Consider the following 22,435-nt stretch of genomic DNA (forward strand, 5'->3'; position numbering starts at 1 on the left):
GGTCGGCTCGACCGATCACGCGCGCCCGGAGGTGCCCCCTGTCCGCCGACACGCTCGACACCGTCGACGCATCCGACACGGCGAGACCCGCCGACACCGCACCACCCGCCACCTGCCACCCGGCCGTCACGTTCACGCCCCTTGCCCACCGCCGCCGGCGCGCCGCCCGTCTCGCCTCGGCCCTGCGCCGCGCCGCCCTCGCGCTCGCGCTGTTCGCCGCCGCCCGGCTCACCGGCCTGCTGGTCCTGTGCCTGTGGGCCGAGCACATCGGCCGGTCCCCGTACCAACTCCTCAGCCGCACCTGGGACTCCCGCTGGTACACCGGGATCGCCGCCGACGGCTACGGCCACACGCTCCACCTCGCCAGCGGCGCCGTCCACAGCGACCTGGCGTTCTTCCCGCTCTACCCCGGCCTCGTACGCGCCGTCACCACCGTGCTCCCGATCGGCGGCGGCACCGCCGCCCTGCTGCTCTCCTGGGCCGCCGCGGCGGCGGCCGCCTTCGGCATCTTCCTGCTCGGCGAACGCCTCCACGGCCGCACCACCGCGGCCGTCCTGGTACTCCTGTGGGGCCTGCTCCCCCACTCGGTCGTGCTCTCCCTCGCGTACACGGAACCGCTCCTCACCGCCTTCGCCGCCTTCTCCCTGTACGCGGTGCTCACCGGCCGCTGGCTGTGGGCGGGTTCGCTGGCCGCGCTCGCGGGCCTGTCCCGGCCCAACGGGGTCGCGATCGCGGCGGCGGTGTGCGTCGCGGCGGCGTACGAACTGTTCAAGCGCCGCGGACACGCCCCCTGGCGGCTCTGGGCCTCGACCGTCGTCGCGCCGCTCGGCTGGGGCGGTTACGTGATCTGGGTGGGCGTACGCACCGGCGATCCGCTCGGCGGCTACTTCGCCGTACAGGCCGGCTGGCGGTCCCGCTTCGACTTCGGCGCCGACAACCTGGGCAACGCGCTGGACGTCGCGCTACGGCCCCGCGAACTCGCCTCCACCTCGACCGCGCTGATCATCGGCGCGGCCGTGCTGCTCTTCGCGCTGCTCGTCGTGGACCGGGAGAACCGCCCACCGCTGCCCCTGCTCGTGTACACGGGGGTGCTGCTCCTGATCGCGCTCGGCGGTGGCGGCTACTTCGAGTCCAAGCCGCGCTTCCTGCTGCCCGCGTTCCCGCTGCTGCTCCCGCTGGCGTGCGCGCTGACGAAAGCCCGGCCGAGAGCGGCGATCGTGGTGATCGCGGCTCTCGCCGGGCTGTCGTGCTGCTACGGGACGTACCTGCTGACGCTGGCTCCGATGCCGCTGTAGAGGCGAGCGGCGCGAGGGCCGGCGACTCGTACGGGCACCGTCGGGCGTCGTCGGCGTCGTCAGGCGTCGTCGGCCGGCTTCTCCTCGGCGGGCTTCTCCTCGGCCGGCGTCAGACCGAAGGTCTCCACGATCCACTTGTCGAACTCGATCGACGCCCGCACCCAGCTGACGGTCGACGACACGAAGTGCTCCAGGCTGACCCCGGTACCGATCAGCATCTGGGCCTCGCCGATGAGCCGGACGGTGGTGGGGCCGCCGTCCTCCTCCTCGTGCACGTGGCTGTAGACCTTGGGCCACAGCGTGCGGCGGTTCCAGTCGTCGATCGCGTCGAGGATCTTGGGCTTGTCCTCAAGGGCGTGCGGCCGGTCGTAGAACGTCCGTACGGAGAAGACCTGCTGGTCGCCCTCGCCGCGGAACATGAAGTACGTACGGAATTCCTCCCACGGCGCCGCGAGGTCACCCTCGTCGTCGACGACGTACTTCAGCTCCATCTGATCGAGAAGCTGCTTGACCAGATCCTGGTCGGGGACGACAGGGCCCGCCGTTCCCGCAGCCTGCGGTTGGGGCTGAGCCCCGAAGTTCGGAATCGAGGACGGGTCGATAGTCATCGCTGGATTCTCCTGAGGATGGCATGCCGTTGTCTGGCAACGACCCTAGCCGCGATCCCCGGGGGGAAACCCTGCACCCCGTCGGCCAATCCCGCGCACGGGGGGGCGAAAGCCCGCCACCGCGTGGGTGACGGGCCTGTGCGTCCTCGTCCGCGCCAGCGTCCGCTTCCGTGTCCGGCGGGCGCCACCGGCCGTTACGGCGTCTTCTCCAAAGAAGGCGCGTCCGGCCCCGCCTCCGCGTCCGGCCCCGCCTCCACCATCGGCTCCGCCTCCACCACCGGCCCCGCCCCGCCCGGCACCGGGCGCACGACCAGCCCGTCCTCCACCCGCTCCACCCGTACGGTGTCGCCGTCCACGACGTCGCCCGCCAGGATCTCCTTCGCCAGCCGGTCGCCGATCGCCGTCTGGATCAGACGGCGCAGCGGACGCGCCCCGTACGCCGGTTCGTTGCCCTTTTCGGCGAGCCAGGCGAGCGCTTCCGGGGTGATGTCGAGGGTGAGGCGGCGCTCCGCCAGGCGCTTGGCGAGGCGGGCGATCTGGAGGTCGGCAATCCGGGCCAGCTCGTCCGTGGACAGGGCCGAGAAGACCACGAGATCGTCCAGCCGGTTCAGGAACTCCGGCTTGAAGGAGCTGCGTACGACGTCCAGCACCTGCTGCTTCTTCGTCTCGGCCGAGGGGACCGGATCGACCAGGTACTGACTGCCGAGGTTCGACGTGAGGATCAGGATGGTGTTGCGGAAGTCCACCGTCCGGCCCTGGCCGTCGGTCAGCCGGCCGTCGTCGAGGACCTGGAGCAGGATGTCGAAGACCTCCGGGTGCGCCTTCTCGACCTCGTCCAGCAGGACGACGCTGTACGGCCTGCGGCGCACGGCCTCGGTGAGCTGGCCGCCCTCCTCGTAGCCGACGTAGCCGGGCGGCGCCCCGACGAGCCGGGCGACGGAGTGCTTCTCGCCGTACTCGCTCATGTCGATACGGGCCATGGCCCGCTCGTCGTCGAAGAGGAAGTCGGCCAGCGCCTTGGCCAGTTCGGTCTTGCCGACACCGGTCGGTCCGAGGAAGAGGAACGAGCCGGTGGGCCGGTCCGGGTCCGCGATGCCCGCGCGGGTGCGCCGTACCGCGTCCGACACCGCCTCGACCGCCTCCGACTGACCGATCAGCCGGTGCCCCAGCTCGGCCTCCATACGAAGGAGCTTGCGTGTCTCCCCCTCCAGCAGCCGCCCGGCCGGGATCCCGGTCCACGACCCGACGACATCGGCGATGTCGTCCGGGCCGACCTGGTCCTTGACCATGGTGTCCTTGGCGGCTTCCCGCTCCGCCTCGGCCGCCGCGGTCAACTCCTGCTCCAGCCCCGGGATCTCGCCGTGCAGCAGCCTGGACGCGGTGTCGAGGTCGTTGTCACGCTCCGCGCGCTCGGCCTGCCCCCGCAGCTCGTTCAGCTGCTCCTTCAGCTCACCGACGCGGTCGAGTTCGTGCTTCTCCTTCTGCCAGCGTGCCTCAAGCCCGCGCAACTCCTCCTCGCGGTCGGCGAGGTCGCGGCGCAGCTTCTCCAGACGCTGCTTGGAGGCGGGGTCCGACTGGTTCTTGAGCGCCAGCTCCTCCATACGGAGGCGGTCGACCAGCCTCTTGAGCTCGTCGATCTCGACGGGCGAGGAGTCGATCTCCATACGGAGGCGGGACGCGGCCTCGTCCACGAGGTCGATGGCCTTGTCGGGCAGGAAGCGCGAGGTGATGTAGCGGTCGGAGAGCGCGGCGGCGGCCACCAGCGCGGCGTCGGCGATCCGCACCTTGTGGTGCGCCTCGTAACGGCCCTTGAGTCCGCGCAGGATCGCGATCGTGTCCTCGACGTTGGGCTCGGCGACCAGCACCTGCTGGAAGCGCCGCTCCAGCGCCGCGTCCTTCTCGATGCGCTCCCGGTACTCGTCCAGGGTCGTCGCGCCCACCATGCGCAGCTCGCCACGGGCCAGCATCGGCTTGAGCATGTTGCCCGCGTCCATGGCGGAGTCGCCGCCGGCGCCCGCGCCCACGACGGTGTGCAGCTCGTCGATGAACGTGATGATCTTCCCGTCGCTCTCCTTGATCTCGGACAGGACGGTCTTCAGCCGCTCCTCGAACTCACCGCGGTACTTGGCGCCGGCGACCATCGCGCCCAGGTCCAGGGAGACCAGCTTCTTGTTCTTCAGGGACTCCGGCACATCGCCCTTGACGATGCGCTGCGCGAGCCCTTCCACGACGGCCGTCTTGCCGACGCCGGGTTCGCCGATCAGTACGGGGTTGTTCTTCGTACGGCGCGAAAGCACCTGCACGACGCGGCGGATCTCCTGGTCCCGGCCGATGACCGGGTCGAGCTTGCCCAGGCGCGCGGCGGCCGTGAAGTCGGTGCCGAACTTCTCCAGGGCCTTGTACTGACCCTCCGGGTCCGCTGTGGTCACCCGGCGTCCTCCCCTTGCCTTCTCGAACGCGTCCAGCAGCTTCTTCGCCCCGGCCCCCTGCCGGTCCAGCACGTCCCCGGCCTTGCCGCCCTCGGCCGCGATCCCGATGAGCAGGTGCTCGGTCGAGACGTAGTCGTCGCCCAGCTTCTTCGCCCGCCTGGCGGCGTCGGAGACGACGGCGAGCAGCCCCCGGTCGGGCTGCGGGGGCGCGACGGTCGAGCCTCGCACGCTGGGCAGCGCGGCCAGCAGCCGCTCCGCCCCGGACCGTACCTCAGCCTGGTCGGCGTCCACCGCGACGAGCAGATCGGTGATGTTCTCGTTGTCCTCGCCCGCGAGCAGCGCGAGCAGCAGGTGCGCGGAGGTCAGGTCGGCATGGCCCGCCGTCACCGCGCGGTCGGTGGCGGCGTTGAGCGCGTCCTTGCTCTTGTTCGTCAAATCGGCGTCCACGTGCGGTCTCTCCTCCTCGGCGCGGGGTCCGCCCTCACGGACCTGACCCACCCAACGTACGCAAAGTTGAGTCTAAGCCACTCAACACCGAAGCGGGCGCACCCGGCCGGCCGACCAACTCCCGCAGCCCCGCACCCCCGAGGCCGTTTCGCGCCTATTCTTCCGGCATGGCCCAAGACGTACGCGATCCCGACCCCGACTATCTGACCTTCTGGCGGGAGCGCCACCTGTGCACCCTGACCACACTCCGGCCGGACGGTACGCCGCACGTAGTGCCGGTGGGGGTGACGTACGACCCAGAGACCGCGCTGGCACGTGTCATCACCGGCAAGAACTCCACCAAGGTCGCCAACATCCTGGCGGCGGGCCCCGACGGCGGGCGGGTCGCGGTCTGCCAGGTCCACAGAAGGCGCTGGGCGACGCTTGAGGGCCTCGCGACGGTACGCACGGAGGCCGATCGGGTGGCGGACGCCGTAAGCCGCTACACGGCCCGCTACGAACGCGTACCCGCGCCCAACCCGGACCGGATCGTCATCGAGATCGCCGTCGACCGCGCGCTGGGCAGAGGATGACCCGCAGACCACGAACGCCACCACGAACACCGCGACGAACTCCACCGCGGCGCCGCACCGGACCCGCACGCGGGCAGCACAGCGGCGCCATCGCGTTTCAGGTCCACGATGGCGCCGCTGTGTGGGGGAAGTGCCGGAGCGATCTACTACGACGGGGGAATCGCTCAGGCACTGCGGGGGGTGGCGGAAATAGTCTGTGGTTCGACCAACTGATGGTCACGCTGGTCGAGATTGACGAAAATCATGTCGTAACGAATCGCGCAGCGTACGGGCTGCGGCGCCCCCCGAGGCTTCCTCAGACACCGGTAGGCACGGACGTCCTCGTCCTCCTCACGGACGACGACCACGGGCTCTCCGAACAGAGTGACCATCAGCGAGTCACCACGGTGCGGAATCGCCGTGACGAGATCGATGAAGTGCCACCCCGACCGGTACGCCGAGGCCATCTCGCGCCGAAAGACCCTGTCGTCCGGCGGGACAGTCATGCGCCCAGGTCCGCCGGCGCAATGGTCCACGAGGGCTCGGTGGCAAGCGCCACCAGCGAGTGCGTCGAGTCGCCGCCCACCGGTGCGGTGGTCCACGAAGGCTCACCATTGACGACGACGGCACTCGCCGCAACCGCCACGAACGCGAGTGCGCACAACGCGCGAACCATCCTCTTCATGGAAGATCTCCACCCCATTCTGATCATCATCCCTCCCCCCGCGATTAAGACGATGGCCCACTCCGAACGCTTCCACCAGCGAGCACGGGCATCATGTTCCTGTAATTCAAGACCCTGAGGGGGTGGCATATGACTTCAGACCAGGGCAAATCAGGGCACAGGCACAGGCCAGGCGAACTGTGCGAAGCGGGTAAAAACCTCTACGCGGCAGCCCTGCGCACCGGCCGGCTCTCCCGCTCAGAGGCGGAAGCGGCGCCCTGCCTGCTGGATCTGGCCCTGCTGCGCCCGGATCCCGACGACACCCGGTGGCTCCGCCCCGTACCGCCGACGATCGCGCTCAACCAGCTCACCCACCCCATCGAGCGGGAGATCCAGGAGCGCCGGCAACTCGCCGTCTCGCTCGCCGACACCTTCGAGCCGTTCATGACCCTCACGACCCTGGACCCGTCGGCCACCCACGCGGTCACCGTGCTCGAAGGGCTCAGCCTCATCAACTCCACCCTGGACCGGGTCACCGCGGAGTGCACCAAGGAACTCCTCACGGTCCAGCCGGGCAGCGGGCGCCCGGCGGACGCCCTGGAAGAGGCGCTGCGCAGAGTGCACCCGCTGATCAACAAAGGGGTGAAGATGCGCACCCTCTACCAGCACACCGCCCGCCACCACCCCTCCACACTGGCGTACGTGGAGCGCGTGGCCCCGCACGGAGTGGAGGTACGGACGCTCGAAGAGATCATCGAACGCCTGATCATCGTCGACCGGAAAGTGGCGTTCGTACCGGCCAGCAAGGACCGCCAGATCGCCCTGGAGCTGCGTCACGAGGGCCTGGTCCAGTATCTCGTCGGCGTCTTCGAGCAGTTCTGGCTCCACGGGACGCCCTGGGACGACCAACTCTCGTACGCGCCTGAGATCGACGGCATCACCAGCATCCAGCGCTCCATCGCCAAACTCCTCATCGACGGCCACGTGGACGAGGCGATCGCTCGCCGACTGGGCATGAACGTCCGCACCTGCCGTGCGCACATCGCCAAACTGAGCACCACACTCGGCAGTGGCAGCCGCGCCCAACTCGGCTATCTCATAGCCCAGTCCGGCATCCTGGACCACGACCACTGAACTGTCCGAACGCGCCACGCCTCGGGCGGACCAGGGGGAAGAACGGGGAGGGAGACCGTGACCGCGTCGGGGGGCGACGCGGCCACGGCCGGGATGTGATCAGGGAGTTGGCCAGTCCCCACCGTCAACAACCCTGCGCCTCTGGCTAGGATTCCACCACCGTCATCTTGCTGCATTGCACAAAACGGGGGGTACCCAAATAGGCGGAGACATGGAGAAACAGACGCATCCCCACGGTGACCGGGAGCTGTGCGAGACGGGGATCCTGCTCTACACCGAGGCACTGCGCAGAAGGCGGATCACCCGCGCCGCGGTGGCGCCGGCGCCCTGCCTCGTCGACATGGCGCTGCTGTACCCCGATCCCCTGGACGACACATGGATGTGCCCGGTACTGCCGTCCGCGGCTCTGGCGCACCTCCTCCAGCCCATCACGCGTGAGATCCACGAACGCATACAGCTCACCGCGTCCCTGGTCGACTCACTCGCGCCGCTGAGCGCCGTCGTCGCCGAAGACCCCAGCCTCTCCATCACCATGCTCGACGGCCCCACCCTGATCGACACGAAGGTCGGCGAGGCCGCCCGCACGGCGACGCAGGAGATCCTGACGGTCCAGCCGGGCTTCAGCCGCGAGCGCAAGCTCATGATCGCGGGACTGTCCCGCTCGCTCGCCGCCATCGAACGCGGCGCCCGATTAAGGCACTTGTACCAGCACCCGGCGCGCTACAGCCCGCACATCAAGGAGTACCTGGAGCAGGTGCCCGCCGACCGGCTGGAGGTACGCACGATCGAGCAGACCGTCGAACGCCTGATCATCGTCGACCGCGCCGTGGCCTTCATCCCCGCCAGCGCCGACCGCCACACGGCCCTGGAGATCCGGCACCCGGCCCTGATCACCTATCTCGTCCAGGTCTACGAGGTGCTGTGGGCGCAGGCGACCCCGATGACGGAACGCCCGGCCACCACATCCCCCGACGCCCCCGTCACCTCCGTCCAGCGCGCCATCGCCCGCCTCCTGGCCGAAGGCACCAGCGACGAGATGGTCGCCCGCAGGATGGGCATCAGCGTCCGCACCTGCCGCTCCCACATCGCCAAACTGATGCAGGCCCTCGGCGCCTCCAGCCGCACCCACCTCGGCGCCCTCATCATCCAGTCCGGCCTGGTCGAACCCGAGACGGGCACCCCCTACGAACTCCGCTGAACACCGCGCCGTCGCAGACGTACGGGGGAGGTACCGTCCCTGATCAGGACGGCACCTCCCCAACTCATCGAACCGGTCCCCCGGGCGACGACCCGCCGACGCTCAACCGCGGATCAGTGGCGCACCGGCGATCTCCCAGGTGACAGGGCCCTTCCCGTCGTCCTCAAGGTCGTACACCACCGTGGTGCCCGAGGCCCAGGACTGCGCCGAGTTGTACGGGGCGGCCGGCGCCGCGCACTCGATGGCGACGGAGTTCGACCAGGCCGCGTTCAACTGCTCGGCGAAGTCGCACGTCTTGGTGCTGACAGTGCGAGGTGCCTCCCCCGGGGCAAGGCGGGATTCCAGGCGGTTGGTGACCTCGAAAGAAGTGAACCGCTTGCCGCGGTCCTGCACGACGTCGTCGAGTATCTGCCACACCAGGGCACTGCTGGCCTGAACGGTGGCACCCTGAAGTTCGAGGCACTGCTCGACAGCGATCAGCGTGTCCGGCTTCAGACCCGGCAAATCAATCGCGCGGGTACTGGAAACGGCATCCACGCACTCGCCCTCCGAGGCGGCGGCGGGCCCTGCGAACGAAATTCCGCCGACCAGGACGATGCCCACCAGGGACACCGCCGTGAAATTGTTCCTCGTCATTTCCCCTCCAGATTCTCATGTGCTTCATGCCCGGCGTGCGTGACTGGTTCTCTACGCCGGCCCCATTTGTCGACTGCGTGACCCCCAAAACAATCACTGCCGATTTCTGGTGACTCGCAGCCATGACCAACCATCGCCCAGTAGTAGCTTCCGCAACACCGTCATCTTGCTGCACTGCAAAAAGCGGTGGGTGCAAAACGGATCACAGCGGACCGAATCCGTTCAGCGGGACTCGTTCTTCTTGTCGGGGAAAGCCATCCTGAGAACAACGAAGAACAGCGACATAAACGTGCCGGGCCCCGCACAGAACAGCAGCAACGCGCCCAGCTGGGTAAATACCGCGGCGTACAGACAGGCCACAGCGCCGACCGCGACATGACCGACAAGCAGGGGTGTCGCAAAGCGTGTCTGCTTCATCGCGAGGAACGGCAGAACAATCCACGCCATCGCCAGGGCCAGGTATATGAGGGGCACGAAGGCCATTGCGGATTTCTCCCTTGTCTCACGGCCCGGCCGGAGCAGGCAGGGCCCGCCAGTCGAACTGGCGGGCCCCGGAACGAAGTCGAGCCTAGCTGCTGTGCTCGTCGGACGGAGTGGTGCTCGGCCATGAACAGAACTTGCCACCGGGGTTGGCGCCAGGGCCGTCCAGACCTACGTCAATACCCCATGGATTGCCGCTTCGTCCTGTCAACGGCCCACACGCGCCGTAGGGCATTCCGTGCCCGGTCAGGTCGAGCGCAGCGCTGAACGCCTTGAAGTCTCCCCTCAGGATCGGGCTCGCGCTGTTCGTATAGGCGCCGGTCTGATCGATCGCCCGGTCGTCCAGATACAGGTACTGGTTCGGCATATGGCTGGCTCTGAGGATCGGATCTCCGTCGTAGGGACGGACCTTCCCGTCCGTGCAGAGTTGGAAGCTCAGCTCCTGCCAGATCGGTGGTGCCTGATTGTGCAGGGATCCGGTGAGGCCCGGCTTGAAGAAGGCGTTGTATATCTCGCCCGCCACCGCCGCGACCGAATCGCTCACTACGGGAGAATCCTCCGCCTCACCCTTCCAACGAGCCATGGAAGAGGTCGCGCCGGAGTCGGCGAGCATGGGCCGGTAGCCGATGGATCCGCCCGATGTGTTCAGTGCGCGAACACAGGTTCCACCCTCGACGATCGTCGGCTTGAGACCCATCGCGGCGTACGCGCGACCCGGCAGTACTCCTGTGGAGTTGGTGTCGGTGGTCGTCTCAAGTCCATTGTGCTCGTTCATGTCCTTGGCGGAGTAGTTCAGGTTGGGTGGGGCGATACCGTAATCGTCCTTCAGAGCCGCGAACGTGTCCCGGACGAACCGGGGCAGGTGAGTGTCCGCGGTGCGGTCGTCGTACTCGACGAATTCACTCCCCTCGATTATCTTGCCGCTCTCATCCTTCACGAACGAGACCGTGGCCTTGTTTCGGATCTTGTAGCTGCTGTCATCCGTGTCGAAGAAGTACGGCTTCGCATCGCTGGTGGGCCGATAGGTGTACGGATTGGCGAAGTGCAGCCAACTCGTCATGCCGGCACCGTCGGGTTGGTTCGTGGGGTCGCTTCCCGCTTCCTTGACGGCTTGGTTCCAGCGCGACATCGCCGCCTTGGTCTCGGGCATGATGCAGTTCGGAGCCGGCAGGTCGATGCAGGTGGGGACGGAGGTGACGGCGCCGGAAGTGGACACACCCCAGTCGTAGATTGTCTGCCGATTCTTGAACGGGGTGTCGAGCGGGAGCGAGGACTCCAGATCGGTGTCCAGGTTCTGGTGTTCGTCGAAGAAGCCGACGGCCTGCACGGTCTTCTCGGTGTAGGTTCCCTTGATCGGCACCACGGCGATCGCGTCGTAGGCGACGTCCAGGGCACCTGTTCCGTCGGGCGTGAGGTTGTTGAGCGTCACCTTCGGTTTTCCGTTGAACATGAAGGCGCCGATGGTTCGCCACCTGTTGCCGTCCCCGGGTTGGGAGACAACTCGCGTCCTGCTTCCGGTCCCCGTGTCCACCACGTACTTCGCTTTTTTCGTCTGCGCACCGTGATCCGGCAGATGCACCATGATCTTCGCGGGTCCGGTGATGGTCTTGTCGAACGACCAGGTGCCGGTGATCCGCAGCCGGTTACCCTTGCTGTCGTTCTTACGGGTGTGGGTGAAGTAGAAGTGGCTGCCGAAGCCCGCACCGAGTTGATGCAGGTCGACCTTCGACGGATACACCGATTCGCTGCCGTTGTTGGAGAATCCGAAGGAGAACTTTCCGTCGTTGCTCCAGGAATTGGTACATCCGGGACGTATGACGGGGGTACCCGTGGGGACGTCGTCGACGATCAGCGCGCCCGTGGGAAGCCCGGCTGTCGTGCAGACAGGCGGATAGGCCGTACCGTCCGGTTCTTCCGGGTAGGTCTCGTTGAACCGGATGAACTCGAATCCGCAGGTGGTCGAGCAGTCGTCCTTCCAGGTGACGGGCTTGTTCCACCAGCACTTGAGATCATCGCGACCACAAGGCCCGCTGAGCGCCGTGTCGTTGGAGGCGCCGTCGGAGATCCGGCCCGGCGTGCACTGGTTCGCGGTGGTGCAGAACGCACTCTCGGGCGCCTTGACCCGGGCGCGGTTGTAGAGAGCACTCCCCTTCACGGAAACACCTTCGTTGGTTCCGTTCCAGGTGGACTGACGGAAGGCGGGGACCATATTCCCGGGGGATTCCAGGAAGGACGGAGGATGCGCCGCGAAACCGAGAACCTTCTCCTGGTAGGGCCAGTTCTGCGGGCGGGCCGCAGCGCTGGCGTCGTCTCCACCGGACGCGTTCTCCATGAAGGGGAGCCTGCCGGCGTCCCATTCGGGGTTGGCGGGGTTGTTGACCCAGCCGAGTCCCCAGGGAGACCCGTCACTGGTCTTCTCGTAGAATCCGGAGTTGTAGGCCCACAGCGCGTAGTACCAGTTCTCCGGCCGCAGCGCGCTTCCGTGATTGATGGTCATTCCGGCCTTGCGGGTGACGTTCCACTTGTCGACCAGGATCTGCAGACCGGCAGCGATGTTGGCCGTGTAGTCCAGGGCGACAGCCCGCTGTTTCTGGTAGGGCCACGCGGCACCGCCGTCGCCGTCCTCACGGCCTGCCATGCGCATGTGGTCGGTGACTTGGGAGACCCCGTACCCGCAGTCTGCGTCGGCGAAGTTGACATCCCAGTCGTTGCCGGATTCGCCGTCGTAGAGGTCAATACCGTAGTAGTTGCCGATCAGTGGGTTCGCGGTGACACCGGGAACGGCCGACCGGGCGGCCTGCCACATATTCGATTCCTGCGCGGTGATCCCCAGCATGACCTGGGCGATGACACGGTCACCGCCTTCGACAGCGGATTGAGGAACAGAGTCTCCGGGGAGTAGGCGGGCATCCCGAGGTTCTTCCAGTTCGCCGGCCGGGAGATCCAGGTGTTGAGATACCCCTTGACCGCCTGGTCCACGGCCCATTCCACCTGCCGTGGTTTGGGCTGCATCGCTTGATTCCGGGGGTCGTTGCGCGGCACGGAGCAGGTCCGCTCGTCCTCGATCGGTTCGGTGGGAGACGAGTCCGCCACCGCTTTCGCACCGGTGGCCCTGCCCTGTTTCGAAGAGGCAGCGCCCGTTACTCCGGGAGAGAGGACGGAGCCCTGCTCGGCGAATTGCGAACGCCGACGTTCAGGATTCACCGCGAAGACAGTTCGGCGGTCCGTGTCGAGAACAGACACGGTCGTCTTGATCGTACGGGCCTCGCCGGCTTCTCCCGGCAATACCATCGTGCCCTTCCCGTCCCCCCACTGCGGAGCGGTGACGGTGGCGGAGCCCGTCGTGGACACCGTCGCCGTCTTCGGTGTGTCGGCCAGGCGCCGCACCACCGAGGGCAGCGGATCGGTCAGGGCCTTCGTGGCACCGGTGACGTAGACGTTCTTGCCATTACGGGTCAGTCCGGTCTCGGTGGCCGGGCCCTGCGCGAGCACATCCGGTCGGGTCTTGTCCGGACTCCGGCGGGTCACATCGGCGGCGGTGAGTCTCTTGACCTTCGAGACGGCGCCCCGCTTGTCCAGGAAGACAAGCCCACCGTCCTCGTCCGGGGAAAGCCGGTAGGGCACCGCGTCCGTCAACGCGAGAGCGGTGGTGGCGCCCGAACCGCTGACCTGGACGACCGCGCCGGCGGCGGCCGCCACCATGCCCTTGTCACCGAGCGGGACGGCGGAGGTGATCTGCCCCTTGGTCTCGACAGGCGGTTGAACCTTGCCCGTGACGGTGTCGAGGCGTATAAGGCGCGTTCCGGGCAGCTCGTCGTCGCCGGACTGGGTCAGCACGGCGTCCTCGCCTGTGCCGCAGCCAGGGTTGTAGTAGGAGAGCGAGGCTTTGGTCTTGAGTTTCCGCACCTGGCCGGTGTTCAGATCGACCACGGCGGTGAACGCGCCCCGGGCTTTCAGACTGGCCTTGTTGGTGAACGTACGAGGGGCGTATACGACGACCGCCCGCCGGCCGGAGGCGGTGACACACACATTGCCGATCCACGCGTCGGCGTCGAACCCCGGCTCGGACAGTGTCGCTGCCGTCTTCCAGGCGTAACCGTCGGCCTCACGGGCCATCAGCAGATGGAACCCACTGGCATCGCCGGAGGTCGTCCACGCCACATCGCGGGAATCCTTCCAGCCCTTGCCGAGCACCGAGTCCCGTTGGGAGAGCGGAAGGACATCCGGGGGCGCCGGCTCGGCCGGCTTCTCGCCGGTGCTGCCCTGCGACGCGGGCGCGGCCCAGGACATGGCCGGTATCGTCCCGGCGAGCATGATGCTCGCTGTGGTGGCGATCAGGATGTTCTTGGTTCTTCGACGTAGCTTCATTCTCATCCGCCTCTCCGTCCTCGCCCGCCGCGGCGTGCTCCGGTGGTGCGCTTCGGGGCAGGCGGAGGCATGCCGGAGAAGCCGTCGTCGGTGATCGTGACCGACCTACCGACGACGGCCCGCGGGCGGACCCCTCGCACCTGTGATCAACTGCGCACGCGGCACGGCGCTTTGAGCTGCCGTGACATCGCGTCCTACCTCGGGAGGGCCCAGCCCTCCGGCGGCAGGTCCGTTGCTGGAGAAGTCACCGAAGAGCGCTTCTGTTGACCGCCGCGGCCTTCTCCAGGGTCTTGCCCAACTGCGACTCGGCACCCTTGAGGGCCTGTTGGTTCTCCTCGACGAGTCGCTTCTGAATGGTCGTCTCCTCGGCGAACCAGACCTTGACGAGCCCGGTCTCCTGCTTGCAGTCGACCTCGGCCGTCGCCACCTCGATCTCCTGCTGGTCGGCCGTCTCGCTCTCCGCACCGGCCACTTCGGCCGTCTCCCAGACCGTGTTCACCTGGTACCCGCGGTCCTTCATGCAGGACGCCCACCGCACCATGGCGGCCTCGACCGCGGGAGTCCGCTGGGAGAGCTCCAAGCTCTCGGTGTTGAGACGTTCGACGAGCGCCACGTCGGGTACGGCGACCTTCCGGCCGACCTCGCCCGTGCAGCCGCCCTCCGGCAGCTCCTCGCCCTTGAACGAGGCGAGTCGTTCACTCCCGTTCTGCCCGGTGAGAACGGTGGCGGCCTCGGCCGTGTCCTGCTCCGGCGGGGGCGTGCTCTCCGGCCCCGCGGAGGGCAGGTGATAGCCGTACGTCCGCGCCTGCGCCGGATCTGTCAGCCCGTAACGGCGCGGCATGTTGGACGCGTTGTCGGCCGGCGGCGGCGAGGTGCCCAGGTCCTCCGTACGCCAGCCCTCGAACCCGAAGCGGTTCATGCAGGCGGTCTCCGCGCTGTCCCGGGCCTGCTGGACGGCTATCTCCTCGGCGTACGAGATCATGTACGACTCCAGCGGCAGCACCAGGCCCTTGGCGAGCCCGCTGGTCGGGACCTTCTCCGGCCAGTTGTCCTTGAAGATCGTCGGTCCCTGAGCTGCGGACTCGGCCGCCGAGCCGTTGTCCACCACCGTCTGAGGGTTCTCCTGCTGTCCTTGACCGCATCCCGCGGAGACCATCGCCAGCGAGACTGCCACGAGTGGAACGAGAAGTCGTCGTCGCACCGTCATCACAACCTCTTACTGCTGGCGTTGTTGTTCTTGAGAGCGGGGGATCAGATTGGCCATGGCCCCGGCCTGGAAGGTCTGGTAAGTGCCCGCGTAACCGGTGTTGTAGGAGATCCGGTGCGCACGCGAGTCACCGTTGGCCGCTCCGGCGGCGTTGTTCTTCACGCCGGCGCCCGAGCCGGGGTCGGCCGCACGGCACCGGCTCCCGTTCGGAAGCCCGGTGTCGAACCCGCGTCCGTGGTTGAACTGGTAGCGCACCTGCTGCATACCTGACGACGTCAGTTGGTCGAAGCCCAGATGCGAGTGCTCGCTCCCGTTGGTGATGAAGCACGGGCTGGAGAAGATCCCGATGTTCCGCATGCTGTTGTAGAACACCGCGAAACATCTGGTCGACGAGCTGCACTCGTCATCCGTATAGGTGACGTAGGCGTTGGCCGGGCTGATGGGAACCAACAGCGCGGCACACGCCGTTGAGAGGATCAGTGAGATTCGGCCGATGGGTCTCTTCCTCAACACGGATGCCCTTTCGCTCTGCGAAGACGATGGCCACGATTGGCAGTTCGTGACTCACAGCCATGGCCAACCATTGCTCAGTAGCCGCCGCCGCAACACCGTCATCTTGCTGCACTGCACAAAGCGGTGGGTTCAGAGCGGGGCAAACAGACCGACAGGACAGACAGACAAGGAAGACGAACAAGAGGAGGGCCTGTCGCCTCCCGGATCTCTCCGGGAGGCGACAAGCCCTCCTCTGTCAGGTCCTGCGCTCGGACGCGTCCTCGTCCGACGGGTTCAACTCGTCCGACTCGCCATACTCGTCCGACTGCCCCAACTAGTGTCCTGCGCCGGAAATCCTGGCAATATATTTCGATAACGAGTTCAGGATTTCATCGGCGCTCTTGGTCCATGTGAACGGTTTGGGGTCCTCGTTCCAGGTCTGGATCCAGGTGCGGATGTCGGCCTCAAGGGCTTGGACCGATCGGTGGGTCCCGCGGCGGATGAGCTTGTCGGTGAGGTGCCCGAACCACCGCTCGACCTGGTTGATCCAGCTGGAACCAGTCGGTGTGAAGTGGACGTGGAATCGAGGGTGCCGTCCGAGCCAGGCTTTGATCGCGGGCGTCTTGTGGGTGGCGTAGTTGTCACAGACCAAGTGGACGTCGAGTTCAGCCGGCACCGCCTTGTCTATCTTGACCAGGAATTTCTTGAACTCCACGGCCCGATGGCGGCGATGAAGGGAGCTGATGACGCTTCCGTCCTCGATGTCGAACGCGGCGAACAGGCTGGTTACGCCATGCCGTTGGTAGTCGTGGGTGCGCCGCTCCGGCATGCCGGGCATCATCGGCAGGACCGGCTGCGTGCGGTCCAGGGCCTGCACCTGGGATTTCTCGTCCACACACAGCACCACCGCCTTCTCCGGCGGATGGTGGTAGAGGCCGACGACATCGACCACCTTCTCCACGAACTGCGGATCCGTGGACAGCTTGAACGTGTCCTGGACGTGCGGCTTCAGGTCGAACTGCCGCCAGATCCGTCCGATCGTCGACTTCGACAGGCCCGTCCGCTCGGCCATCGACGCCCGCGACCAGTGCGTGGCATCACGCGGCGACGTCTCCAGCGTGGCAACGACGACCTCCTCGACCCGGTCGAGGAGGATCGACGGCGGCCGCCCCGGGCGCAGTTCGTCGGCCAGACCTTCCAGCCGCAGCTCAACGAACCGACGTCGCCACCGCGCCACCGTGGACACCGAGGTCCCCAGCCGACCGGCGACCCGCTTGTTCGACGTGTCCTCGGCGCACGCCAGCACGATCCTCGACCGCAACGCCAAAGCCTGCGAGGACTTCGCCCGACGGGCCCAACGCATCAGCTGTTCCCGTTCAAGATCACTCAGAGACAGGCCGGCCTTCGGCCGCCCCGGCCGGCCGGTGTCCGCCAGGCCCTCAAGCCGTGACTCCGCGAACCGCTTGCGCCACTTGCCGACCGTCATGGCCGACACACCCAAGTCCTCGGCAAGCCGCGCGTACACGACGTCCGGTTCGGCACACCGCAACACAATGCGTGCCCGGACAGCCAGCCTTGACGCCCCCTGTGACCAGCGCACCAGCTGGCCACGCTCGTCAGCGGTCAACACGAACTCGACGGAAGAACGTCCCGGAAACGACATCCTGAAACCGTAGCAACTTAATGCCAGGATTTCCGGCGCAGGACACTAGTCCGACGACAGCTTCGGCTTCGGCCGCCACACCACCAGCGCGCTCGTCTGCTGTACGTCCTGATACGGCACCAGGTCCCGCCGGTACGAGGCGTGTACCTGGGCCTCGCGCTGGCGCATCGCCGACGCCGCGCCGTCCACCGCCGCGCCGAGTTCCGCCACGCGCGCCTGGAGCGCCGCGACCTGGTTCTCCAGCTCGATGATGCGTTTGATGCCGGCCAGGTTGATGCCCTCGTCCTGCGACAACTGCTGCACCTGGCGGAGCAGTTCGATGTCGCGCGCCGAGTAACGCCTGCCGCGGCCCGCCGTACGGTCCGGCGAGACCAGGCCGAGACGGTCGTACTGGCGCAGCGTCTGCGGGTGCAGCCCGGACAGCTGGGCCGCCACCGAGATGACGTACACCGGCGACTCTTCGGTCAGTTCAAAGGCCCGGTTGAACGATGAGTGCGGCCGACGCCGCCCGACCCCGTCCATTGGAGTCACGCTCCCTTCGCTGCCTGGAACAGCTCGTCCCGCGGGTTCTCCCCCGCGGTCGCCTTCCGGTAGGACTCCAGCGCGTCACGAGCCTCGGCGCCGAGATCCTTGGGGACGACCACCTCTACGGTGACCAGGAGGTCGCCGCGGCTGCCGTCCTTACGTACGGCACCCTTCCCCCGGGCGCGCATCGTACGGCCGTTGGGCGTGCCCGCGGGCAGTTTCAGGGTGACCGGTGGCCCGCCCAGCGTCGGGACCTTGACCTCGCCGCCGAGCGCCGCCTCCGCGAAGGTGACCGGCACGGTGACGGTGAGGTTGTCGTCCTTACGGCCGAAGACCGGGTGCGCGCCGACATGGACGACCACATACAGGTCGCCCGCCGGACCGCCGCGCTCACCGGGAGCGCCCTTGCCGCGCAGCCGGATCCGCTGGCCGTCGCTGACACCCGCCGGGATACGGACCTGCATGGTCCGCGAGGACCTGGCACGGCCGCTGCCCTTGCAGACGTCGCACGGGTCCTGGGCGATCAGCCCACGGCCCTTGCAGTCCACGCACGGGTCGGTCAGCGAGAAGCCGCCGCCCGTGCCGCGCGACACCTGTCCGGTGCCGACGCAGGTCGGGCAGACCCGCGGCGAACCGTTCTTGTCGCCGGTGCCCGAACACGCCTTGCAGGGCGCCTGGCTGGACATCCGCAGCGGGACCGTGGCCCCGTCGACCGCCTCGGTGAAGCTGAGCGTCACCTCGGACTCGATGTCCTGGCCACGGCGCGGCTGCGTGCGCGTACCGGTGCCGGGACCGCCTCGGTTGAAGAGGCCGCCGAACACGTCCCCGAGCCCGCCTCCGAAGCCGCCGGCGCCACCCTGGCCCTGCTGTCCTCCGCCGCCCTGGGGGCCGCCTCCGAAGAGGTCGCCCAGGTCGAAGTTGAAGGACCCGCCGGCGCCACCGCCACCGGGGCCGGCCCGGAAGCCGCCGCCGTTGCCGAAGAGCGAGCGCGCCTCGTCGTACTCCTTGCGCCGCTTGGGGTCGCCGAGCACGTCGTTGGCCTCGGAGATCTCCTTGAAGCGCTCCTCGGCCTTGGCGTCACCCTTGTTGGCGTCCGGGTGGAACTCGCGGGCGAGCTTGCGGTACGCCTTCTTGATCTCGGCCTCGGTGGCGTCCTTGGGGACGCCGAGAACCTTGTAGTAGTCCTTCTCCACGAAGTCCTTGGTACTCATTCCCGACGTCCCTCCTCACTGCCCGTCATGCGTACTGCCCATCCGTACCACCATCGGCACGTCAGCCCTCGTCCGGGCCACCGCTCTCCTCGTCCGTGTCCGGCTCGTCGGCGCTCGACGTCTTCTCCCCGGGCTGGACCCCCGGCTGGGGCTCCGCCACGGCGACACGTGCGGGCCTGATGGTCCGCTCGCCGAACCGGTACCCAGGCTGGAGGATCGCGACGCACGTGTCCTCGGTGACATCCGGTGCGTAGCTGTGCATCAGGGCCTCGTGGATCGTCGGGTCGAAGGGCTCGCCCTCCTTGCCGAACTGCTGGAGGCCCATCTTCGCGACCACCGACTCCAGCGATTCCGCCACCGACTTGAACCCGCCCACCAGCTCGGCGTGTTCCCGGGCGCGCCCGATGTCGTCGAGCACGGGCAGGAGCTCGGTCAGGAGGTTCGCGACAGCGATCTCCTTGACCGTGACCCGGTCCCGCTCGACCCGGCGGCGGTAGTTCTGGTACTCGGCCTGAAGCCGCTGGAGGTCTGCCGTGCGCTCCCCGAGCGCCGTGCGGACCTGGTCGAGCTGAGCGATCAGCGCGGTCTGTGTCGCGTCCTGTTGTACGTCCCCGGCCGGGGGGGCCGCCGGGCCCGGCTCCTTGGCGGAGTCCGGGTCGGCGGCCTTCTTCGGCGCGGCGTCTTCGGGGGTGGCGCCGGAAGGGACGTCGGGCTCCTCTTCGAAGCCCGGAGTCTCCTCCGTCACGCGGCACCGTCCTTCTTGGGCTTCTCGTCGTCGACGATCTCCGCGTCCACGACATCGTCCGCGCCGTCGGTACCGCCGGCGGGACCGGCCTGCTCCGTGCCCGGGGCGTCGTTGCCGGCGCCGTCGGCCTGCGCGTTGGCGTACATGGCCTGGCCGAGCTTCTGCGAGACGGCGGCGACCTTCTCCGTGGCCGTGCGGATCTCGGCCGTGTCCTCACCCTTGAGCTTCTCCTTCAGCTCGCCGATGGAGGTCTCGACCTCTTCCTTCACGTCACCGGGGACCTTGTCCTCGTTGTCCTTGAGGAACTTCTCCGTCTGGTAGACGAGCTGTTCGGCCTGGTTGCGCGTCTCGGCGGCCTCGCGGCGGCGGTGGTCCTCGTCCGCGTACTGCTCGGCCTCTTCACGCATCCGGTTGACCTCGTCCTTCGGCAGCGAGGAGCCACCGGTGACGGTCATCTTCTGCTCCTTGCCGGTGCCGAGGTCCTTCGCGGCCACGTGCATGATGCCGTTGGCGTCGATGTCGAAGGCGACCTCGATCTGCGGCACACCGCGCGGGGCGGGCGGCAGACCGGTCAGCTCGAACATTCCGAGCTTCTTGTTGTACGCCGCGATCTCGCGCTCGCCCTGGTAGACCTGGATCTGCACCGACGGCTGGTTGTCCTCGGCCGTCGTGAAGATCTCGGAGCGCTTCGTCGGGATCGTGGTGTTGCGCTCGATGAGCTTGGTCATGATGCCGCCCTTGGTCTCGATACCGAGAGACAGCGGGGTGACGTCGAGCAGCAGGACGTCCTTGACCTCACCCTTGAGCACACCGGCCTGGAGCGCGGCACCGATGGCCACGACCTCGTCCGGGTTGACGCCCTTGTTGGCGTCACGGCCGCCGGTGAGCTCCTTGACGATCTCGGCGACGGCGGGCATCCGGGTGGAGCCGCCGACCAGGACCACGTGGTCGATCTCGGACAGCGCGATACCGGCGTCCTTGATGACGTTGTGGAACGGGGTCTTGCAGCGCTCCAGCAGATCGGCCGTCAGCTGCTGGAACTGAGAGCGCGTGAGCTTCTCGTCCAGGTGCAGCGGGCCCTCGGCGGACGCCGTGATGTACGGCAGGTTGATCGTGGTCTCGGTGGACGACGACAGCTCGATCTTCGCCTTCTCCGCGGCCTCGCGGAGACGCTGGAGAGCCATCTTGTCCTTGGCCAGGTCCACGCCGTGACCGTTGGCGAACTGCTTCACCAGGTAGTCGACGACACGCTGGTCCCAGTCGTCACCACCGAGGTGGTTGTCACCGTTGGTGGCCTTCACCTCGACGACGCCGTCACCGATCTCCAGGAGCGACACGTCGAAGGTGCCACCGCCGAGGTCGAAGACGAGGATCGTCTGGTCGTCCTTGTCGAGCCCGTACGCCAGCGCGGCGGCCGTCGGCTCGTTGACGATACGCAGGACGTTGAGGCCCGCGATCTCGCCGGCCTCCTTCGTGGCCTGACGCTCGGAGTCGTTGAAGTACGCCGGGACGGTGATGACCGCGTCCACGACCTTCTCACCCAGGTAGGACTCCGCGTCGCGCTTCAGCTTCTGAAGGACGAACGCGGACATCTGCTGCGGGTTGAAGTCCTTGCCGTCGAGGTTGATCTTCCAGTCGGTGCCCATGTGGCGCTTGACCGACCGGATGGTCCTGTCGACGTTCGTGACTGCCTGGCGCTTGGCGACCTCTCCGACGAGCACCTCGCCGTTCTTGGCGAAGGCGACGACGGACGGCGTGGTCCTGGCGCCTTCGGCGTTGGTGATGACGGTGGGCTCGCCGCCTTCGAGAACGCTGACGACGGAGTTAGTCGTGCCCAGGTCGATGCCGACCGCACGTGCCATTTCGATTCCTCCAGCTGACTTGAGTGGAACAGGCTCAAGGATGCACGACTGATCCTTGCGCGTCAACAGAGCTGAGTCGAGCAGACTCAACTATCGTGCGGCCCGATTTCTTGACCCCTCTTGAGATCCGCGCGATTCCCGCAGGTCCGCGCGCCTTCGGAACTTCTCTTCCCTACTACGACACCATCGGTCGGCAAGCGTTTCGCAAAAGCCCCGATGTCGCATACAACGGTCAGGGAGACCCCATGGTTCCGGACCTGGATCTGGACCCCAAACGCCTGCTCGACCTGACGCTCGGCTCGCTCCTGCTGGTTCTGGCCGCGCCCCTGCTGGCCGCCGCCGCCCTCACCCTCACGCTGTCCGCGCGGCACCCCGGCGGCGCCTTCACCCACGAGCGCCGCGTCGGCCTGGACGGCCGCGTCTTCACCGTCCGCTCCCTGGCCACCCGCCGGCACCGGCTCGACCTGCTGTCACGCCTGCCCCATGTCGTACGGGGCGAGATGTCCCTCGTCGGCCCCGCACCACTCGCGCCGGGGGACCCCAGGGCGGCCGCGCCGTGGCGGCTGTTCGTCCGGCCGGGCCTCACCGGCCTCGCCCAGGTGCGCCGCCGCTCGCCGATGCCGTGGGACGAGCCCGCGCTGCTCGACCAGCACTACGTGGAGCACCACTGGATCGGCCTCGACCTGGCGATCCTCGCCCGTACGCCGGCCGCCGCGCTCGCCGCGTCCGCCCCGTACGGCACGGACGCCACCGCCCTGCCCCGCATCCCCGCTCAGGGTCACCTCAGCGACACAGATCACCGACCGCGCGGCTACAGTGCGGCGGGATAACTGGGTACCCTCAGCACAAACCGATTAAGTTACCGCTTAGTAGTGTCGCTTCACGCACCCACGTACGTGGTGCTGTTCTTCCCACCCTCG

20 protein-coding genes are annotated in these 22,435 nt (G+C 67.6%); 5 read left to right on the forward strand and 15 right to left on the reverse strand.

Annotated elements, in window-relative coordinates; all coding sequences use genetic code 11:
* The first annotated feature begins 38 nt into the window (after positions 1-38).
* Positions 39-1,295: a hypothetical protein gene (locus OG700_RS17455; RefSeq protein WP_405621773.1), complete on the forward strand. Its 1,257-nt coding sequence runs from the start codon at positions 39-41 to the stop codon at positions 1,293-1,295.
* A gap of 59 nt (positions 1,296-1,354) precedes the next feature.
* Here the strand turns inward: OG700_RS17455 and OG700_RS17460 are convergent, their stop codons facing one another.
* Both OG700_RS17460 and clpB read right to left on the reverse strand, forming a co-directional pair.
* Positions 1,355-1,903 (reverse strand): YbjN domain-containing protein, encoded by a 549-nt coding sequence (locus tag OG700_RS17460; RefSeq protein ID WP_405614565.1) that lies wholly within the window; start codon positions 1,901-1,903, stop codon positions 1,355-1,357.
* Positions 1,904-2,097: 194 nt separating this feature from the next.
* Positions 2,098-4,779, reverse strand: a complete 2,682-nt coding sequence (clpB, locus tag OG700_RS17465; RefSeq protein WP_405614567.1) for an ATP-dependent chaperone ClpB — start codon at positions 4,777-4,779, stop codon at positions 2,098-2,100.
* A 167-nt stretch (positions 4,780-4,946) separates the two neighbouring features.
* Here clpB and OG700_RS17470 point away from each other — a divergent pair, with 167 nt between their 5' ends.
* A complete protein-coding gene (locus OG700_RS17470; protein ID WP_405614569.1) occupies positions 4,947-5,351 on the forward strand; it encodes a pyridoxamine 5'-phosphate oxidase family protein in 405 nt (134 codons plus the stop codon).
* A 164-nt stretch (positions 5,352-5,515) separates the two neighbouring features.
* Here OG700_RS17470 and OG700_RS17475 read toward each other — a convergent pair whose 3' ends face one another.
* Together OG700_RS17475 and OG700_RS17480 are read right to left on the reverse strand one after the other, a co-directional pair.
* Entirely contained in the window at positions 5,516-5,836 is a 321-nt protein-coding gene (locus tag OG700_RS17475; RefSeq protein WP_023539836.1) for a hypothetical protein, read from the reverse strand.
* Complete coding sequence (locus OG700_RS17480; protein WP_405614571.1) at positions 5,833-6,015, reverse strand: hypothetical protein; 183 nt, start codon at positions 6,013-6,015, stop codon at positions 5,833-5,835. The genes OG700_RS17475 and OG700_RS17480 overlap by 4 nt, the downstream gene beginning before the upstream one ends.
* Before the next feature lie 129 nt (positions 6,016-6,144).
* On the opposite strand from OG700_RS17480, the gene OG700_RS17485 reads away from it, so the two are divergent.
* Together OG700_RS17485 and OG700_RS17490 are read left to right on the forward strand one after the other, a co-directional pair.
* Positions 6,145-7,128 carry a helix-turn-helix transcriptional regulator gene (locus OG700_RS17485; protein ID WP_405614573.1) on the forward strand — a complete coding sequence of 328 codons (984 nt, stop codon included), beginning with the start codon at positions 6,145-6,147 and terminating at the stop codon, positions 7,126-7,128.
* Between the two features lie 211 nt (positions 7,129-7,339).
* Positions 7,340-8,326 (forward strand): LuxR C-terminal-related transcriptional regulator, encoded by a 987-nt coding sequence (locus OG700_RS17490; RefSeq protein ID WP_405614575.1) that lies wholly within the window; start codon positions 7,340-7,342, stop codon positions 8,324-8,326.
* A gap of 102 nt (positions 8,327-8,428) precedes the next feature.
* Here the strand turns inward: OG700_RS17490 and OG700_RS17495 are convergent, their stop codons facing one another.
* The 11 genes from OG700_RS17495 to dnaK all read right to left on the reverse strand — a co-directional run bounded on the left by OG700_RS17495 (position 8,429) and on the right by dnaK (position 21,515).
* Positions 8,429-8,929, reverse strand: coding sequence for a hypothetical protein (locus tag OG700_RS17495; protein WP_405614577.1), 501 nt, complete (start codon positions 8,927-8,929; stop codon positions 8,429-8,431).
* Between the two features lie 255 nt (positions 8,930-9,184).
* Positions 9,185-9,445 (reverse strand): hypothetical protein, encoded by a 261-nt coding sequence (locus OG700_RS17500; protein ID WP_405614579.1) that lies wholly within the window; start codon positions 9,443-9,445, stop codon positions 9,185-9,187.
* Between the two features lie 85 nt (positions 9,446-9,530).
* The gene (locus tag OG700_RS17505) at positions 9,531-12,278 is read right to left on the reverse strand and encodes a hypothetical protein (protein WP_405614581.1); all 2,748 of its coding nucleotides are present in this window, start codon (positions 12,276-12,278) and stop codon (positions 9,531-9,533) included.
* A complete protein-coding gene (locus OG700_RS17510; protein ID WP_405614583.1) occupies positions 12,197-13,816 on the reverse strand; it encodes a hypothetical protein in 1,620 nt (539 codons plus the stop codon). The genes OG700_RS17505 and OG700_RS17510 overlap by 82 nt, the downstream gene beginning before the upstream one ends.
* A 238-nt stretch (positions 13,817-14,054) precedes the next feature.
* Positions 14,055-14,984 (reverse strand): hypothetical protein, encoded by a 930-nt coding sequence (locus OG700_RS17515; RefSeq protein ID WP_405614585.1) that lies wholly within the window; start codon positions 14,982-14,984, stop codon positions 14,055-14,057.
* 42 nt (positions 14,985-15,026) lie between these two features.
* The gene (locus OG700_RS17520; RefSeq protein WP_405614587.1) at positions 15,027-15,389 is read right to left on the reverse strand and encodes a hypothetical protein; all 363 of its coding nucleotides are present in this window, start codon (positions 15,387-15,389) and stop codon (positions 15,027-15,029) included.
* A gap of 454 nt (positions 15,390-15,843) precedes the next feature.
* On the reverse strand, positions 15,844-17,172 hold the full coding sequence (locus OG700_RS17525; RefSeq protein WP_405614589.1) for an IS630 family transposase: 1,329 nt from the start codon (positions 17,170-17,172) through the stop codon (positions 15,844-15,846).
* Between the two features lie 45 nt (positions 17,173-17,217).
* Positions 17,218-17,694, reverse strand: a complete 477-nt coding sequence (locus tag OG700_RS17530; RefSeq protein WP_405614591.1) for a heat shock protein transcriptional repressor HspR — start codon at positions 17,692-17,694, stop codon at positions 17,218-17,220.
* Positions 17,695-17,699: 5 nt separating this feature from the next.
* Positions 17,700-18,908 (reverse strand): molecular chaperone DnaJ, encoded by a 1,209-nt coding sequence (dnaJ, locus tag OG700_RS17535; protein ID WP_405614593.1) that lies wholly within the window; start codon positions 18,906-18,908, stop codon positions 17,700-17,702.
* Between the two features lie 61 nt (positions 18,909-18,969).
* Positions 18,970-19,653, reverse strand: coding sequence for a nucleotide exchange factor GrpE (grpE, locus tag OG700_RS17540; protein WP_405614595.1), 684 nt, complete (start codon positions 19,651-19,653; stop codon positions 18,970-18,972).
* Positions 19,650-21,515: a molecular chaperone DnaK gene (gene dnaK / locus OG700_RS17545; protein ID WP_382564179.1), complete on the reverse strand. Its 1,866-nt coding sequence runs from the start codon at positions 21,513-21,515 to the stop codon at positions 19,650-19,652. The genes grpE and dnaK overlap by 4 nt, the downstream gene beginning before the upstream one ends.
* Before the next feature lie 245 nt (positions 21,516-21,760).
* On the opposite strand from dnaK, the gene OG700_RS17550 reads away from it, so the two are divergent.
* Positions 21,761-22,345 carry a sugar transferase gene (locus OG700_RS17550; RefSeq protein WP_405614598.1) on the forward strand — a complete coding sequence of 195 codons (585 nt, stop codon included), beginning with the start codon at positions 21,761-21,763 and terminating at the stop codon, positions 22,343-22,345.
* Positions 22,346-22,435 lie beyond the last annotated feature (90 nt).

This window comes from Streptomyces sp. NBC_01508, from assembly GCF_045040315.1.
Lineage (GTDB): Bacteria > Actinomycetota > Actinomycetes > Streptomycetales > Streptomycetaceae > Streptomyces.